Origin of the sequence: Paraburkholderia sp. CI2 (assembly GCF_014201055.1) — a bacterium.
GTDB lineage: Bacteria > Pseudomonadota > Gammaproteobacteria > Burkholderiales > Burkholderiaceae > Paraburkholderia > Paraburkholderia tuberum.
The window spans coordinates 1-17,494 of record NZ_JACHDL010000040.1; the positions used below are offsets into that span (position 1 = coordinate 1).

General features: G+C 58.1%; 10 protein-coding genes and 2 pseudogenes. 8 read left to right on the top strand and 4 right to left on the bottom strand.

The features are described 5' to 3' along the window. Positions 1–558 precede the first annotated feature (558 nt). Positions 559–1,272 carry a response regulator transcription factor gene (locus HDG32_RS33875; protein WP_184073966.1) on the bottom strand — a complete coding sequence of 238 codons (714 nt, stop codon included), beginning with the start codon at positions 1,270–1,272 and terminating at the stop codon, positions 559–561. 452 nt (positions 1,273–1,724) lie between these two features. Here HDG32_RS33875 and HDG32_RS33880 point away from each other — a divergent pair, with 452 nt between their 5' ends. Both HDG32_RS33880 and HDG32_RS33885 read left to right on the top strand, forming a co-directional pair. Continuing rightward, complete coding sequence (locus HDG32_RS33880) at positions 1,725–1,877, top strand: hypothetical protein (RefSeq protein ID WP_184073968.1); 153 nt, start codon at positions 1,725–1,727, stop codon at positions 1,875–1,877. A 111-nt stretch (positions 1,878–1,988) separates the two neighbouring features. Then, positions 1,989–2,270, top strand: a pseudogene (locus tag HDG32_RS33885) (transposase); the annotation flags it as partial. Between the two features lie 203 nt (positions 2,271–2,473). Here the strand turns inward: HDG32_RS33885 and HDG32_RS37350 are convergent. Then, positions 2,474–2,755, bottom strand: coding sequence for a DUF3597 family protein (locus HDG32_RS37350; RefSeq protein WP_409340076.1), 282 nt, complete (start codon positions 2,753–2,755; stop codon positions 2,474–2,476). Positions 2,756–3,392: 637 nt separating this feature from the next. Here HDG32_RS37350 and HDG32_RS33895 point away from each other — a divergent pair. The 3 genes from HDG32_RS33895 (at position 3,393) to HDG32_RS33905 (ending at position 10,964) form a co-directional block, all read left to right on the top strand. Beyond that, positions 3,393–4,637: a M23 family metallopeptidase gene (locus HDG32_RS33895; protein WP_260336693.1), complete on the top strand. Its 1,245-nt coding sequence runs from the start codon at positions 3,393–3,395 to the stop codon at positions 4,635–4,637. A gap of 1,457 nt (positions 4,638–6,094) precedes the next feature. Continuing rightward, the gene (locus HDG32_RS33900) at positions 6,095–9,490 is read left to right on the top strand and encodes an ATP-binding protein (RefSeq protein ID WP_184073970.1); all 3,396 of its coding nucleotides are present in this window, start codon (positions 6,095–6,097) and stop codon (positions 9,488–9,490) included. A 223-nt stretch (positions 9,491–9,713) separates the two neighbouring features. After that, positions 9,714–10,964: an IS256 family transposase gene (locus tag HDG32_RS33905; RefSeq protein WP_184073972.1), complete on the top strand. Its 1,251-nt coding sequence runs from the start codon at positions 9,714–9,716 to the stop codon at positions 10,962–10,964. A gap of 32 nt (positions 10,965–10,996) precedes the next feature. On the opposite strand, the pseudogene HDG32_RS36865 reads toward HDG32_RS33905, so the two are convergent. Further along, positions 10,997–11,272, bottom strand: a pseudogene (locus tag HDG32_RS36865) (IS6 family transposase); the annotation flags it as partial. Positions 11,273–11,529: 257 nt separating this feature from the next. Between HDG32_RS36865 and HDG32_RS33910 the strand changes: the two are divergent. Then, the gene (locus HDG32_RS33910) at positions 11,530–12,213 is read left to right on the top strand and encodes a response regulator transcription factor (protein ID WP_184073974.1); all 684 of its coding nucleotides are present in this window, start codon (positions 11,530–11,532) and stop codon (positions 12,211–12,213) included. A gap of 126 nt (positions 12,214–12,339) precedes the next feature. On the opposite strand, the gene HDG32_RS33915 is transcribed toward HDG32_RS33910, so the two are convergent. Beyond that, the gene (locus tag HDG32_RS33915; protein ID WP_184073976.1) at positions 12,340–13,050 is read right to left on the bottom strand and encodes a response regulator transcription factor; all 711 of its coding nucleotides are present in this window, start codon (positions 13,048–13,050) and stop codon (positions 12,340–12,342) included. 542 nt (positions 13,051–13,592) lie between these two features. Here HDG32_RS33915 and HDG32_RS33920 point away from each other — a divergent pair. Next, positions 13,593–15,968, top strand: a complete 2,376-nt coding sequence (locus HDG32_RS33920) for a type I secretion system permease/ATPase (RefSeq protein WP_184073978.1) — start codon at positions 13,593–13,595, stop codon at positions 15,966–15,968. Then, positions 15,965–17,209: an HlyD family type I secretion periplasmic adaptor subunit gene (locus HDG32_RS33925; protein WP_090809617.1), complete on the top strand. Its 1,245-nt coding sequence runs from the start codon at positions 15,965–15,967 to the stop codon at positions 17,207–17,209. Before HDG32_RS33920 ends, HDG32_RS33925 begins: the two co-directional genes overlap by 4 nt. The last annotated feature ends 285 nt before the right edge of the window (positions 17,210–17,494 follow it).

The window sequence follows — 17,494 nt, forward strand, 5'->3', positions numbered from 1 at the left end:
GTCAGGCGCTCTTCAGGTTGAAGTTGCTGGTACTTTCTTTCGTGCATCGCAACACCTTATACGAAACGGTGTTGCACTTCAGATTTGAGGCCGCCACGGCAAACACCATCAAGCAGACGGTTGATTGAGCGGCTCCGCGCGATAAGCCTCGTTCGTATGGGCGTCGTCAAAGGTGGCAAATTCATTTTTCACGCGCTCGCCGGCTGAGGCCCACAAATACCTGGGCACGACATTGGCGATTTACCGAAGAAAACCCGGCGCACTTTGCGCCACGAGACGCGCAACGGCTCATCCGCCACGTTTCCAAAGTATTTGGGCGTAGATTAATTTCTCTCAAGGCTTGACGCTGCCAGCGCATGGCACGGAAGGTTTCGGGCCTGCACCACCGCGAGATGTGAAACGGGAATCGAACCGACCAGCGACCGCAGTCCGTCCTTTATTCCGTTGCGCTCGAGCGACGTTGTCAGTTGCTGAGGTCGTCGCGAAGATGGCGAGAAGAAGAAATCAAAATCGCGGCTTCACGATCACCATTTGTCCGCTGACGTCATCGGTGCGCGATTAATGGGACGTACGCTCGAGTGTCTCGACACTATTCATCTGAGCCAAGCGATAGCCATAACCGTAAACCGCTGCGAGCCGATAACCGTTTTCCGGTCGCAGATTGAGCTTGGCACGTAGTACCGACACGTGCGTGTCAATTGTCCGCGACGAGATTTCGGCGATCTGATTCCAGATTACATCGCGAATGTGGGCGCGAGACAACGGTCGGCCCAAGTGTTGGAACAGCAGCAGTGCAAGTTCGAATTCCTTTGGGGTCAGCGCAGCAGCGGTACCCTTAAGCAGCGCCTGCTTCGCAATCAGATTGAAGTCGTAATCTCCATAGACTTCGCGCCCAGCAGCACTGAGCTGATAGGTGCGTCGCAACAGCGAACTGACGCGCGCGAGCAGGACCCTTCCAGGGACCGGCTTGACGACGTAATCGTCAGCTCCGTGATTAAGTATTGACGCGATATCCGCTTCACTGCTGCGGCTCGTCATGAACAGAACAGGAAGTCGTTCAGAGAGGCTACCTCGAACCCAGCACAAGATCTCTTTGCCCGACATGTCTGGCACGTTCCAGTCGAGAATGAGTAGATCAAAGGTCTGCCGTCTCAGTTGCCGTGCCAGTTCCCGGCCTGAGGAAAACGCGTGGCAGATATGCCCTGCCGACGATAACGTCTGAGAGCAAAAGTCGGTTTGTGCCTGATCGTCGTCTAGGACAGCAATTCTCATAGAATCCTCAAAAGTATTGTCAAGTTGTCGTTCAGCGCGAGTTCTCTAATGGACTGCCCACATCATCGATGCCTCTTCGTAAAAAGGCCCCGAAAAAAAGCGCATTTTCGTGATAAGTATTGGTAAATTAATAATAAAAATTACAAAGGCACTGATGAAATCATTAACTAGTTCGTAGTCGATCGGGTGCTATATCGACATGCTTTTACTGCAGTAGGGTTGCGAATCACGGGAGTTCCTTTTGCGGACGGTGCAGATGCAACCGCAGATTCCGGCTCATTCCCGTCTTGATGGTCGGTTAGATCTTGCCGAGCGCGTTAGTCTTGACGTCCCTGGTTGGGCGTCTCGTCTGGGATTAGGCTCCTGAAAATAGCTCGCCAGCCGGATCAACCGCAGACGCGTTGCTTGGTCGGCGGCAAACATCTTGATAGCAGCAGACCGATGCGGCCCGGATGGCCGTCGACCATCTAGTAGATCTTGCGCGTGAGCTGTTTGAGAAACCGCTTCGTGAGTTCGATGAAGGTGGCATTTATGAGCATTCCTTCGAAGATCATGAAGTTCAACTCGCCGCGGTTGGAGATCGCCGCAATCATGTTATAGCTTGAAGGGCTTTTCGGCCGCACGCACCAGCGTCTCGCCTTGCGGGGCAAAACTAGTACCGTTCACACGGTTGCTGTGCAAACCCGTTTCTTCGTTCCAATAGATCCCATGCGCGCATTGGTGGCAAGTGGGGAGGTCCACTGCATAGACCGAAAATTGTTCAGCGCGACCGGGGCTACAGTTCTGAGAATCATCGACAGCGCCTGTAAAAACATGGCGTCACGCCGGCGCTCGCAAAAATCGGTTCGCCACACGGCAGCGGTCTCGGAGAAACGCATTGGCCAGTCGAACGATCGATTGCGTGGCTTCGCTCGTTTTGACGCCTGAAGATTCGCTACGAACGATACGCCCATATCCATGAAGATTTCCTTTCTCTCGCTTGCGCTTTGATGTGTTGAGCGTGTCTCAAGGCGATGTTTAACTAATTTCGAAACAGCTTCTAACGGTAGAACTTGTCATCGCAAAAAGCGAGAGCGGTCGTCTTTGGCATGTCTATGCCGATGAGCTGTATTCGTCGCGGTCTGTCAATGCAAGCGCCATCGCCGAGTTAGCCGCGAGGAATGGCAGATGTGATCCGTGCATGCCCGTGCGCCTGTCCGAATCAGTTTTCACGATTCACGGCATTCAGCCAATATGACACGTATGAATTTTGGGGCTCTGGCGAATTAGAAGAGGCCCGTATTGGACTTTCTGTCAACGCGTGGCTTAACCGCCCAGATCGGGCGGAAACTTGCCACCCTTTGCGGCCAGCGTCGCCGTCACCCTCGCTATGCAGCCAGATGTTCACGCTCGCCGAGTCATTCAAGTGTCCGGAATACTTCAGATCCTGCGTCAGCTGTTTGCGATATTCAACGCTTCTGTGCCGGATCAGGAGCAGGCTCAACTGTCGGCGTCCTCGCGTCGGGATTTGCCTCGTGGAACAGCTTGTTCACGATGTCACCGAAGATGCCCAATTTTTTCCCATGAGTCGAAATTGGCCTGTTGGCAAACCCGTCGGCGTCATGAATCGCGCGGGGATCAGCCCAGCAAGTTGGATGCACTAGCTTGCGCCGGCGATCCCGTGAAGAACAACCGATAAAAGCGAGGAGGTATAAGGTGCGCCGCTTTACAAGTCCGAAATTGCATGCCTCCGGTCAAAGCAAATTGGGCGGGCAAAGAGTCGAATCTCCATGAACCTCTGGCGCTCGTCTGAGGTCGTCGAGCTTCGTGATTGTGCCGTGCGCGACGGCGATGCGACTCGCTGCCGCAGGTCGATACTTACGGGGACAGAGTTCTTTCGGATTGGTCACATAGGGCGAAATGGGGCGCCGCCTTACTCTATCTCTATCGCATCAACCCTTTTAGGACTCGCATGTAGATAGCGAAGGGACCCTTTCCAACGGTTTCTGACCGGATTGTGTAGCGCGGAAGGGTACCCAGACTGTTGGATTTTCGCTCTATCCCATTTCCGCCCGCTGCCGCGCGTTTCAAGCACTGTCATTTACGCCTGCAGCCCTCTATTTTGACTGCGAGGTTTTGACATGATGTCGTTCCACTTTCTAGGTAACACCTTCCCCAAGGCGCAAGCCATTGCCATCGAAGTGGGCAATTCTGTGCGTTCCAGATGTAAATCTCCAGCGAGTTCCATCGCGGGTGCAGGAGTGCTGTGTGGCATGGTCGCGATTCTCGGCCTATCAGTTTCGACTGCAGCACCAGAAATATTCAATCGCGTGAAGGCATCCAGCGCGATCTGGTCCGGCCTTGGGGTGACCGTGCCGGCTGCGCAACCCGTCGAGCGACCTCGGCAGATGTCCGAAGGTTCGGCCGATATTGCCGGCAAGTTCAGCGGGTTCGTTGGCGACGCTCAAAATAGTCCGCTATCTGGGGCTGTGCCGTTTGTCGTGCCGGAGGCCGAAATCGGGTCATACGCTGGGCGGATCGAAGGCAACTTGCGCGATACTCTGGTGCGGGCCGACGTGCCGGTCGAGATCCGGGAACAGATTGCACGTATTTTTGCCTCCCGGCTCGACGTTGCGGCGCCCGCGCAGAAGGGCGACACCTATCGCGTTTTCCACGGGCGCGATGCCGCGGCGCCACAGCGCAGGCGCGTGACGGCCGTCGAACTCCGCTCAGGCGCTAAGGTCTACCAGGCCGTGTGGTTTGTCGCACCGGGGCACGCCAACGGGGACTATTATTCATTCGACGGACGGCGGCTTGCCGCTGAACCCTTTTCGATGCCGCTCGATTACGTTAGGGTCAGTTCGACTTTCGGCAATCGTGTCCATCCGGTCAGCGGCAAGCAGCATTTTCACACCGGCGTGGACTTTAGCGCGCCGAAGGGGACGCCCGTAGTGGCGGCTGCTTCGGGAACCGTGAAGTTCGTAGGCAACGAAAGCGGATATGGGCAGTACGTTGTGCTCAATCATCCGCAAGGCTATACGACGTATTACGCACATCTGTCTAGCTTCGCCCGCGATTTGCGCGTTGGCGCGTCCGTGACTGAAGGACAACGACTCGGCGCAGTAGGCAGCACCGGCAGGTCCACGGGACCTCACCTGCATTTCGAGGTGCGGCGGAACAATCACCCTACCGATCCACTCGCATTGACGAGCCGAACTGGCGCTTCGCCGCTTACGGCCAGTCAGCGCATCGCGTTCGACGGTATGAGGGGCGCCATGCGTGAGCAACTGGCGGCGTTAGCGGTCGACGCCCCGACCGTCAGGACAGCATCGAACGCCGGACGCACGCTGAACCACGCAGAGAATCCTAAAGACTCGTTGGTCTGAGTTACGACACTATGATTCTCTGGATGAGTCGGTCGCTTCGCGCTCGGTGAGTCTCGCGTGCTTCAGTCGATATTTTCCGTGACTGGCATGTCAACTTGCCGAATGACGTGCATGCGAAATCGCATGACATAAGTTTGGCTCACCTGGTTGGCAAGGCGATCCGGAATCGGATTTCCGGTTGCAGCTTCTTACGCCTCGTAGGCCTCCTTGCGTGTCTGCCGCTTCTGTTGCGCGTTCGCGCTGTACCGGCAGCGTTTGAACCGATTGCTCACCTGAGCATGAGCCGACGCGAATCGCGTCAGATAGCGCGCTGATTTGGAGCGTGCAACACTTTTTCGCGCACTCGCGTCGGCTGGTGCCAGTTCTCCGCCCGGTTGTGCAATTCTTTGTGCTGTCGGGGTTCCACGTCATTGGTGATCAGAACACGCGGAGCGTGGCGGTGCTTCCTAAGCAGATCACGCATGATGTGCGCCGCCGAATGCCACTCGCGCCGGCTTTGTGTGAGTACATCCGGTACCGCGCCAGGCTGGTCCATAGCACGCTACGGTGGGTACTGCTTGCCGTCGATCGTGATCACCACATCGTTGAGGTGCCACCTGTTGGCCCGGTCCAACGCGGTGGAACGGATGCGTCGAGCAATGGCAAGCCCGAACTTCACCGATCAGCGTCGCACCGTTTCGTACGTGAGCTCAATGCCGCGCCCAGCCAGCGATTCTCTGGCTATGCGCAAGTATCGCCACACCGCCTAGCCAATCACGTCGGACGGAAATCGGTAGCCGGCATAAGAAATGACGTCTGTGGCAGGTGTGTCGTGTTGCTTCTCGCCGCGATCCCGTCAACATGCCAGCAACGTGAAGATACCTGCATGGGTGAGGCGGCATTTTCGAATGTCATAAAGACCACGATTCTGAACTGAGTGCAGGATACTTTCGCAGCAGGAAGGCTAAAAACCTCAAGCCGTCACCGTACTATCCCCATGGCATCGCGTATTCCCTGACGAGGATGTCGCAAGAGGAAGCGTCTAGCGACTTGCCTGGTTCGCCTGAGTCCTTCGCCGTGCCTAAAACGTCTAGTGGGAGGACTACAGCCGGTTATTGCTTAATGCCGAAAAAGCACCGCGGGATGATCGTCAGCGAGCACGATGCGGGATCTTCATTGCGCTCAATACAGTCTGCACAGAGATGAGTGAGGCAGGGGTGAAGAACCACGGTTGGCAAAAATGTTCGCGAGTACTGACTCGTCCGAACCTACTCGCGAAGCCTTGACTCACACTCAGTGCGCACGCCGGCACGTTGACGGGTCTGATTATTATTTGCTTTCGCATCGCATGGGTCTGATTTGTGGGGGCGGCTGATCGGATCCGCTCTCGCGCCGCGATAATCGTTTTGGTCCGGTGCGCTACGTCAGTGTGATTGTCAAAGGTGCATCGATAGTCTCCAGAACGAACCGGTGCCGCCATGTCCTCCGCTCCACAGAATGATGCCTTGAACCAGTTGCAGCGCTACAAGAAGCTGCTGGTGTTCGGTGGTGGATTGGTGACCACGATCATGATGCTTTTCGCTTTCACGCTCGCGGCGTTGTCGGCGGTACGCGGGCAGGTTGCAGCCGAGCGGCAGAACTTCCTCGTCGATCGCAACCTCGTCATGAGCGAAGTCAACTCGAGCGAAGCATTGTTCCGCTCCGCGCTAGTCAGCGCGGAGCTGGCGTGGCAGGACGCGGATCAGGTCGATCTTGAGCTAATCACGCGATTTCGCAGTCAGGGGTACGCATTCGTGCCATTGCCCACGTCCACGGCACAACCGCCGTTGTTGTTCGACGTGCCAGGTAAATCCCTGACCCACGATGAACGCCGTCGCTATCTTGGTCTCACTGCACAACTCGGTCGTGTCAGCGCAGTAAATTCATTGGTGCGGGGCCAGCAGGCGAGCCGCTATTTCTATGGTGCGCAGCACAATATTGCCGGAATTCTGTCTGCGCCCTTGCCCCACCAGGCAGCGATGGTCGGGACGTCTGCCGGCCGTGCGCATTTGATTGCGGATCTGGGGGATGGGCTGGATGGTCTGGCCGGCATCCATGCGGGCGAGCAACCCGATAATCGTCGGCCCGTATCCTGGATGCTGCCTGCTATCAGTCCCTTGACGGGAAAAATGGCGATTCGCATCGCCGCGCCGGTGTTCTCAGACGGATCACCGTTTGCGATCCTCGTGACGGAATACGACCCGGAGATCTTGACAGCACCTCTGACCGTTGGCGGGTTCGATGGCACGTATATGGTCGTGTCAGAGAAAGGAGAAATAGTAGCGAGCACAGCCTGGAATGAGCAGGCCCCTGCATTGATTGATCGCGTTCGGGCGTTAGGTGTCGCGGGAGCGACCGGCAGCATGCAACGCGAAACCTGGCGGGACGGTGTATTCACGATTGCGGATCGTCTTGGCGATACGGGCTGGGTGCTTGTCTATGTATTTACGTGGCGCGACGTTGTTGCGGGCATCGGAAAACAGATCGGTATCGGTGCTGTGCTTACGCTTGCGACGCTTGCCGTCGTATGGGGGTTTCTGATCTATCTCAAGCAACGCGTTTTCCGGCCGGCAATTGAGCGATCGCGACGGGTGTTCGAGAGTGAGCACCTGAGCCGCATGCTGGTCGAAACGGCGCCAGTGGGGCTGGGGCTGATCGCAGTGGAGAGCGGAAAGGCGCTATTGCGCAGCCCGACGATGATTGACGCTGCGGCGCGGGTAGTCGTGCCGACCGAGACGCTGTCGGCGGAATTGGTTCGACGTCACCGGGAGCGCGGCGGGGCAACGGGGGCGAACGGCATGCTGCACGAGGAACTGACGCTCCCTACGCGCGAGGGCGGGGCGATGGACCTCTCGGTGAGCGTCGTGCCGGCGCGCTACCAGGGACAGGACGTGCTTGTGACGGCGTTCACGGACATCACGGCGGGAAAGCGTCTGGAGCGGCAGCTACGTGACGCGAAGCAGGCGGCCGACTCCGCCAACGCGGCGAAATCGGCGTTCCTTGCGGCGATGAGCCATGAGATCCGCACGCCGCTGAATGCAATCATGGGAAATCTGGAACTGCTGTCGCGCTCGCAACTGGATGCGTTGCAGCGCGACCGTCTGACGACGATCCGGGCCTCGGCGGACGGACTGCTTGAGGTCGTCAGTGATGTGCTGGACTTCTCGAGGAGCGAGGCCGGCGAGATGAGACTGGAGCGGATCGCATTCGACGCGCAGGAGGTGGCGTCTCGGGCGCTGTTGATGTTCGGACCGCTGGCGCGCGCAAAGGGCGTGAGGCTGTCGGGCGTGTTCGGAACGTCGCCGGTGCTGCCGATGCAGGGTGATCCGACTCGGCTTGGCCAGGTGATGAACAACCTGCTGGCGAATGCCATCAAGTTTACGGCGTATGGGGAGGTGACGCTGCGGATGTCGGTGGAGGCGGGCGTGGACGATCAGGACGCGATGTTGACGATCGAGGTGGAAGACAGCGGGATCGGGATGTCGTCGGAACAGCAGGCGCTTCTGTTCCAGGCGTTCAGCCAGACGGATGCAACGATCAACCGTCGCTTTGGCGGCACGGGCCTTGGCCTCGCGTTGTGCGCGCGGCTGATCGAGGCGATGGGCGGTACGATCGCCGTGCGCAGCGAGCCAGGTCAGGGCAGCTGCTTTACGGCGCGGGTGCCGCTGGGCGAGAGCGAAGGCGAGTCGGACATGCCGCGTTTCGCGGGAGAGCGGATACTGTTCGTGGCTGCGGCGGACGCCTGGCACACGTATGCAGTGGCAGCGCTGGAGGCGTGGGGGCTGCAGGTGCAGGCATACCGGCATCCGGCGCAACTTCACCCGGCGATGTTGAACGAGGCGGACGCGCTGATCCTCTGCGGCGAGCGTGACACCTGGCACGCGGATGATGAAAGCGGTTTGTTAGCGGAGTCGTCGTGGGTGATCGACAGTAGTACGGAAGGTCCGGCATATCCGGTAGCGGTAGAGCCGCTAGTCAGGGTCTCGAGCTACAGCCTGAAGGGGCTTGTGGCGGCGTTGCGGTACACCTTGCAAGGCGAGGCGCTCCAGGCGTGCGATGAGACGCAGCAGGTGCTGTCGTCGCGCCGGTTGAAAGTGCTGATCGCGGAGGACAACGCGGTGAACCGTCAACTGTTCGAGGAGCAGTTGAGGATGCTGGGCTGCGAGACGCGGGCGGCAGAAGATGGGCAGCACGCACTGGACTGGCTATCGCGGGAACGCTTTGATGTGCTGCTGACGGATCTGTCGATGCCGGTACTGGACGGCTACGCGCTGGCACGCGAAGCACAGGTGCACTGGCCGGAGATGCCGATTGTGGCGGCCACGGCGAGCGCAACGCTGGAGGTGCGAACGTGGTGCGAGGCGACCGGCATGGCACGCGTGGTGACCAAGCCGCTACAACTGGATGAGTTGTCGGCGGTTCTGTCGGAAGTGACTGGCGTGCCACGCGTGGTGATAGAAGCGGATGGAAGCGAGCCCAGGCGCGACGGCATGCTGGGGGGGCGAGCCGTCCCGGAACAGACGCGTGAAACGTTCCGGAAGTCGTGTGAGGCATCGTTGACGGTGATCCGTGCGGCACACAATGACGGGGATGCAACCCGGTTGCTGGCTGAGTTGCATTCGCTGCGAGGCGCGTTAGCGGTGTTTGGGCATGACGCCCTGGCAGATCAATGCGCCCGGCTGGAAATAACGATATCGAAGGATGGTGTTCAGGCGGCGCAGAAAATGATTGAGACTCTTGGCGCCCGTTTGCGCACCGATGTTCTGACCGACACGAAAACGCTGCGTGAAGTTCTTGCGGAGGTATCAGAATCTGAGTGTCCTGAGGTCGGTTGAGAAATCTGATTCTGGTGAAAGGACGTCCGCAGGATGGGTTATCAACGTGACGATCCAGTGCCGGCGCATGCTGAGGCGGTTTGTCAAATAAGCCTCGCATGCGGCGCCCACGTTTACGCGTGGGTTGATGACTGTTCGGGGCCCGGCGTCATGTTCGTCGAGGGTGTAAAAATTTTTGTGTAAACGGTCATTTGGCAGGAAACTGTCAGCAACAGGAGCACAGATGACCGTAGCGAAACGCAACAAAAGAGAAAAACCCGATCCTGAACTCGTCAAGCTGGCAGACAGCCTGCTGGCGAACTACCAGAAGCCGGAAGATCTGATAGGCGAGAACGGGTTGCTCAAGCAGCTCACGAAGATGCTGGTGGAGCGAGCGCTTGAGACGGAGATGTCCGAGCACTTGGGCCATGGCAAGAGCGAAGCGGTGACTAATGCCACTGGCAACACCCGGAATGGGCATAGCGCCAAGACATTGCAGGGGGAGTTTGGCGAGTTGCCGCTCAATATTCCGCGCGACCGTCAGGGCGCATTCGAGCCGAAGCTTGTGGAGCGTCATCAGACGCGCTGGACGGGCTTCGACGACAAGATCATTTCGTTGTACGCGCGAGGTCTGAGCGTGCGCGAGATCCAGGGCCATCTGGAAGAGATGTACGGCACGGAGGTGTCGCCCACGCTCATCTCGGCGGTCACCGACGCCGTCAGCGAGGAGGTGAAGGTCTGGCAAGGCCGTGCGCTCGATGCGCTTTACCCGATCGTCTATCTCGACTGCATCCACGTCAAGGTGCGCGACAGCGGCGCGGTGCGCACCAAGGCAGTGTACCTGGCCATCGGCGTGAACATGACCGGTCACAAGGAGGTTCTGGGACTGTGGATTGCCCAGACCGAGGGTGCAAAGTTCTGGTTGCAAGTGGTCACTGAGCTGAAGACGCGCGGCGTGCAGGACATTTTTATCGCCTGCGTCGACGGGCTCAAAGGTTTCCCTGAAGCCATTGAAGCGGTCTATCCGAAGGCGGCCGTGCAACTGTGCATCGTGCATATGGTGCGCAACAGCCTGAACTTCGTGCCGTGGAAAATACAGCAGGAAGTCGCCGCCGATCTGAAGACGATCTACACTTCATCGACCGTAGAGTTGGCCGAGCAGATGCTCGGCGTCTTCGAGGCCAGGTGGGACAAGGACTACCCTTCCATCGGGCAGAGCTGGCGGCGCAACTGGGCACGCGTGATTCCGTTCTTCGATTACCCGCCGGAAATCAGGAAGGTGATTTACACCACGAATGCCATAGAATCGATCAACATGAGTCTGCGCAAAGTAATCAAGACCCGCAGCTCGTTTCCGACCGATGAGGCCGTGACCAAGCTGTTCTACCTGGCGCTGAACAACATCAGCAAGAAGTGGACGATGCCTATCCGCGACTGGAAAGCGGCCCTGAACCGCTTCACAATCCAGTTCGAAGAGCGGCTGGTCCCGGGTTAAACCTCAACCCGTTTACACAAAATTCCGGACACCCCCTGTTCGTCAAGCAGGGAAGGCTCGGTGCGCGGCGTCAAAAACATCGCATCGAGATGCCGGGTGCTATCTGTCTCGCGTCGGGCCGCTTTCAAGCGGCATCAAAGCCTGCACGGAATCTGTCGCGCCAGCCTCGGATCGTCTCGTAAGTCACGACCACGCTGCGCTCGAAGAGCAACTCCTCGATGACGGCAAGCTCAACTGAAAGAGAAAATACCAACGCACGGCGTGCTGAAGACGCCAGCGGACCAACGGTGACCGTGAAGCGGCGATTTTTATTTCTTCATCTGACCCTCTTCGCGACGACCTCAGCTACCTGACAACGTCGACAATGGCCCGGCTCTCGGTTCCTGGTGGCCAGCCCTCGGAAATCCGACACATACGAGGGAAAGCCATAAATTGTCCAGTCAGTCGAATTTGCCCCACTTATTTTGCTTTCCAGTTTTCCAGAGGGTATTCTCGGATAAGTCAGATTCGGGTACATTGAGCTTGCCGTCGCGGCCCGGTTCATCCCATTTCCGCGGAGCTTTGCATGAGCAAAATGAAAATCCGTGTCGTGCTGGCCGACGATCATCCGGCACTCCTTTCCGGTATCAAGCACGAACTTTCCGCTGTACCTACGCTGGAAATTACAGGCACGGCAGGAGACTCCGGCGAGCTCATCAAGGTGCTGAACAGCGCCCCTTGCGATGTCCTCATTACCGATTACGCGATGCCCGGTGGAGAGTACGGGGACGGCTTGACGTTGCTGGCATTCTTGCTACGAACCTACCCGGCGCTCAAGATCGTAGTCTTCACGACTATCGAAAACCCTGCCATTACGCGTGAAATGTCAAAGCGTGGCGTGCATTCGGTGTTAAGTAAAGCTCATGACACGAGCCATTTGATCTCCGCGATTCACGCTGTCTATGCGGGCGCCACCTACTTTCTTTCTACCTCGCGCAGCCTGAAAGACGCTATTCCGGATTCCTCTCCTGGTCGGAACGAACGCACCCAAACGCTGAGCACGCGCGAAACGGAAGTCATCCGGCTGTTCGTGTCAGGTATGTCTGTGAATGAAATCGCCGACCGACTACATCGCACTAAGCAGACAATCAGTGCCCAAAAGACCCGCGCGATGCGAAAGCTCGGGATTGAACGGGACGCCGACCTGTTTCACTTTGCATACGAAGCTGGGCTCGGTGTGGCGACCGATGGGTCGCAGCCGGAGATCTGACCGGATCAGTCTTCGCATCACACGCGTCCAAACTCATCGCTTTTGCGCTTTTAGTGTTTTTTGTTGCGATGCTACCCTCGATCGCGTATGCACTTAAAGGCCCTCGTCGCCGCTGTCATCTCGTCGTCAGGGTTTGCCGTCGCGTGGCTGCGTCGGATCGGACGCATCATGGGCACCATCTTCCGGTACGAGGGTAGGCGCCGTGTCAATCGAACACTTGATCAGCTCGATGTCGTTTCCCACGCCTAGCTTGCGCATTGCGCTGGCTTTCTGCGAACTGATGGTTTGTTTACTGCGCTTGAGTTGCGCTGCGATTTCGTTGACCGACCGTCCCGACACGAAGAGTCGGACCACTTCGGATTCGCGTGCAGTAAGCGCTCGACTGCCGGAGGCAGGCGTATCCACGTTGAGTTGCCAGACAATCTTTGAAATGGTTGGAGAGAAATAACGTGCGTCCGCATATGCGCCGTGAATCGCGGCGACCAGATGTTCCATCGGGTCGGCCTTGCTCAGAATGCACTGAATGCCGAGCTTGAGCAGCGAGCGGATGATACCTGGGTTGTCGATCATCGTCAGCACGACAATGCGCATGGCCGGGTATCGGCGCCGCAAAAATGAAAACAGCGTAATGCCGTCACCGTAATTGCCGCCCGGCATGGAGTAATCGCACACCAGTACATCGCATGGCCGCGTGCCGAGTTCCGCGATCAGCTCGGTCGAGTTTGTGCAGGTGCCCACTGTCTTGATGGTACGGTGTTCTTCAAGCATGTAAATCAGTCCGGCAACGATCGCAGGGTGATCGTCGGCAAACATGACATGGATGGCGGCATTCTCCATTTGGGGCGTCCTTTATCTCCGGGCACAATGCCTTGCATTACAACGCGCCCGCATAAGCAATTCGACTATGAGAAAGCGGGACCGTTTTCCTGGGGCTGGTCAGCCTGTCTGTCAGGTTTCTAACCTTAAATCGGTGCCATTTCATGTTTCACCGCACTGAGACGAATTTAAATCGACAAACGTCGGACTTTAACTTCATGTTACTAGTAACGATACAAGATTAACAGGCGAATAGTGGGTTGGCCACCGTTGATACTGGCGGCCCTATCTGGTCAGACAATCGCGCGCGGAAATCAGTGCTTGTGAAAGACTGCGAACTAAAAATTCGTACCAGTCTCACTATGTTGTCGCGGCTGTCTGATTTCGCGGGGTCACCGATATCCGGACAATTGGAGCCAGTACGAAATCTCATGTTTCGTTCATCAGGTCACCCGAATTAGCCGAATCGATCCTTTAAACGACGAGCATTGCTTCATTGTTTTCTGAGTCTGGATTGCGGTTCAGGTGTCGCACCACATACTTCAATCTAACCGGTTACGATCATGACTCGAAACGATTTTCCTGACGTACAGGCTGCCGCGCCCCTCACCAACGAGGACGGCCTCCTCGGTTCCGTGATGTGGATCTGCGAGCGCTACGGTTGCGGCAAGACGGCGCAGGCGCTCACCGCGGGGCTGCCGAAGAGCGGCATGCTTTCGCCATCACTGGCGCTCGACTCCCTGTCAAACGCGGGCCTCACGGCGGGCTTGGTGGAGCGTCGTCTGCAACTGCTGCCGGAGCACGTGCTGCCGGTCATCTTGCTGCATCGCCGCACGGGTGGCTGCGTGCTGCTGGGTCGGCGTGCGAATCCGGACAAGGAAGCCAAAAGCCGCGTTCTATATCAGGTGATGGTGCCGGAAATTGGTCCCGAGCCCGTGGAGTACACCCAAGAGGAAATGGACGAAATCTATTCGGGCTACGCCATTCTGGTCAAGCCGACGGCCAGAGTCGAGCTGCGCGAAGGGGATAGCGTCGAACCGGCCGGCCACTGGTTGCTAGGCACGCTATGGCGTTATCGACGCTACTACGCGAGTGCTGCGCTCGGTGCATTGCTGATCAATGTGCTCGGCCTTGCCAGCGTCTTTTTCACGATGAACGTGTATGACCGCGTGGTCCCGAACCAGGCCTACGTCACCCTCTGGTCGCTCGCGATCGGGGTTGGAATTGCGATGCTGTTCGAAGCGATCTCGCGCCATGTACGTAGCCATTTACTCGACGTCGCCGGCAAGAAAGCCGACCTGGTCATGGGCACGCTTTTGTTCCGCCAGGCGCTCTCCATCCGCATGGAGCACAAACCGTCGTCGGCAGGGTCATTCGCCAACCAGTTGCGCGAGTTCGAGTCGGTGCGCGACTTCGCAACCTCTGCCACGCTCTCTGCAATTTCCGATCTGCCATTCGTGCTCGTCTTTGTAGGCGTGGTATTCGCGGTCGGCGGTTCGCTCGGCTGGGTGCCGTTGCTGATGATCCCGTTGATCATCGGTGTGAGTCTGTTGGTGCAATGGCCGCTCGCGCGGATCATGAAAGGGAACCTCAAGGAAGCGTCGCTCAAGCAGGGCGTGCTGATCGAATCGGTTGAAGGTCTGGAAACACTCAAGGCGGTGGGTGGCGAAGGGCATATGCAAAAGCGCTGGGAGTCTTTCAGCGCGATGGCGGCATCTTCTTCGATGAAGTCGCGTCAGATTTCCAGCAAGGCGACGAGCTTCATTACCTTGTTGCAGCAGTTGCAGACCGTGGTGCTGATCGTGTTCGGCGTCTACCTGATCGACGCAGGCGAGCTCACGCAAGGCGCGTTGATCGGTACGGTGATGCTGGCTGGCCGGATTACTGCGCCGCTGAGCCAGGTGATGGGACTCGCCTTGCGCTTCCAGCAGGCAAAGGCCGCGCTGCATTCGTTGAACAGCTTGATGGCGATGCCTGTCGATCGCGATTCATCGCGCACGTATCTGCCGAAGCCTTCGCTCTCGGGGCAAATCACCCTGAAGGACGTCTGCTTCTCGTATCCCACACAGGAGATGCAACCGAATCCGCCGGTTCTGAAGGACGTCAATTTGAGCATCCAGTCCGGCGAGCGGGTTGCTATCCTGGGCCGCATTGGGAGCGGTAAATCGACCCTTCTGCGTGTGATGGCGCGTCTTTACGCGCCGGTCGGAGGGCAGATGTTCACGGACGGTCTGGACGTTGAGCAGATTGACCTCGCCGACTGGCGCAAAGCTGTGGGGTACGTGGGCCAGGACGCGCGTCTTTTTCACGGCAGTCTGCGCGAAAACGTGATGATCGGACGGCCGGAAGCGAGCGCCGACGAGTTTCTACGCGTGATACGTTTGACAGGGCTTGATCATGTCGCCAGCCGCCACCCACGGGGTATCAACCTCCCAATCGGAGAAGGTGGTGCGGGCATCTCCGGTGGCCAGCGTCAGCTGGTGTCGCTGGCCCGCAGCCTCCTTGCCCGGCCGGAGCTCCTGTTGCTCGATGAGCCGACGAGCGCAATGGACGCCCAAACCGAGGCGCTCTTCCTTGAACATCTCGCGCGTGCAACTGCGGGGCAGGCGATCGTTGTGGTGACCCATCGCCCATCCTTGCTGGCCCTGGTTGACCGGATTGTCGTAGTCGAAGAAGGCAAGGTCGTGGCCGATGGTCCGAAGGACAAGATCCTCGCGATGCTGTCAGGCAAGAGCGAACCGGCAGCGGTGGATGGAACGCCGAAGCGCGCGCGACCGGGCACCTCGCCCGGCGTCGCGGCCGCAACAAATACGCCCGTGGCGCCTCAGGCCGTTGCCGCGAAGATCAGGATCATGAGCGCCAAAGAGACGGTACCGGCAGCCGCTGCGCAAGCGGGTAATACGCAGGCAGGCGCACCGAACAAGGAGCAATCGCAATGAACTTCAATATTTTCAAACGAGGCAAGAAAAAGGCTAAGCTCGCCAAAGGCGACGCTGCTTTCATGAGCGACATCCGGGAATCGCTGCTGACGCAGTCGACGCCGGGCTCAATGATCATGCTCTACGTCATTCTCACGGTCCTGGCCGGCGGTCTGACCTGGGCGTACTTTGCGCGCGTGGAGGAGATAACGCACGGCGAGGGGACCATCATTTCGAAGAGCCGCGAACAGGTCATCCAGAGTCTTGAGGGCGGCATTCTCGAACAACTGGACGTACGTGAAGGCGACATTGTCAAGAAGGGGCAAGTGCTGGCAAAGATCGATCCGACGCGAGCCGAGACGAGCTATCGCGAAGCGTGGTCCAAGTCGGTAGGACTGAAGGCGACGATTGCGCGTTTGCGTGCCGAGGCGTACGAGCAGCCGCTGACGTTTCCTGACGACGTGAAAGCCGTGCCTACGGTCGTGAAGCAGGAGACGCTTGCTTACAACGCGCGACGTCGTGCACTGAACGATAGCGTGGCCGCGTTGGAAAAGAGCTACTCGCTGTCGAACAAGGAAATTGGCCTGGCCGAGCCGCTGGCGGCCAAAGGTCTTGTTTCTGAAGTCGAACTGCTCCGCATGCGCCGGCAGGCAAACGAGCTGCGCTCACAGATCGTCGAGCGTCGCAACAGATTTCAGGCCGACGCAAACTCGGAACTCACGAAGCTGGAACTCGAACTGGCGCAAACCAGCGAAACCGTAGTGGGTCGTGCGGATGTTCTACAGCGTACGACTGTGATTGCACCGGTGTACGGCACGGTGAAGAATATACGCTTCAATACGATTGGCGGGGTCATCCAGCCGGGCGAGCACATCATGGAAATTGTCCCGCTGGAAGATCAATTGCTCGTCGAGGCACGCATCAAGCCTTCGGACGTTGCATTCCTGCATCCGAATCAACCGTCCACCGTGAAGATTACGGCTTACGACTACGGAATTTATGGAGGCTTGAAAGGCACGGTTCAGCACATCAGCCCCGACACGCTCAAGGACGACCAGAAGGCCGCATCGGGCCGGCCCGATGCGACGTATTACCGCGTGCTTGTGCTGACAGACTCCAGTGAGTTGCATGCAGGCGGAAAAAGCTTACCGATTCTGCCCGGGATGATCGCGACGGTCGACATCCGTACCGGTGAGAAAACCATTCTTGACTACATTCTGAAGCCGATTTTCAAGGCTCGTGAAGCGTTCCGGGAGCGGTGATTATCTCGTTGGATCTGGTGACTTCCGGTAATGCCATGCACGGGTGAGCATGGAGGAAACCGGAAGATTCCCGGTTGGAAGCCCGCGTCTTTCCGGGTCTGCATGCCGTGGTCGGAAGAAGCTCGCTGCGCTGGAGCGCGCCTGACCCGGCACGACACGCTGCGGCGCTTGGAATGATTCGCGCGTCGTTGTTGATCGTGGCGCTACGGTACGCATGATTGCGGGCGGTTGAACGAGCAAGAGGCGAATCCAATGAGTACGACTACGCAGATCAACGTATTGCCG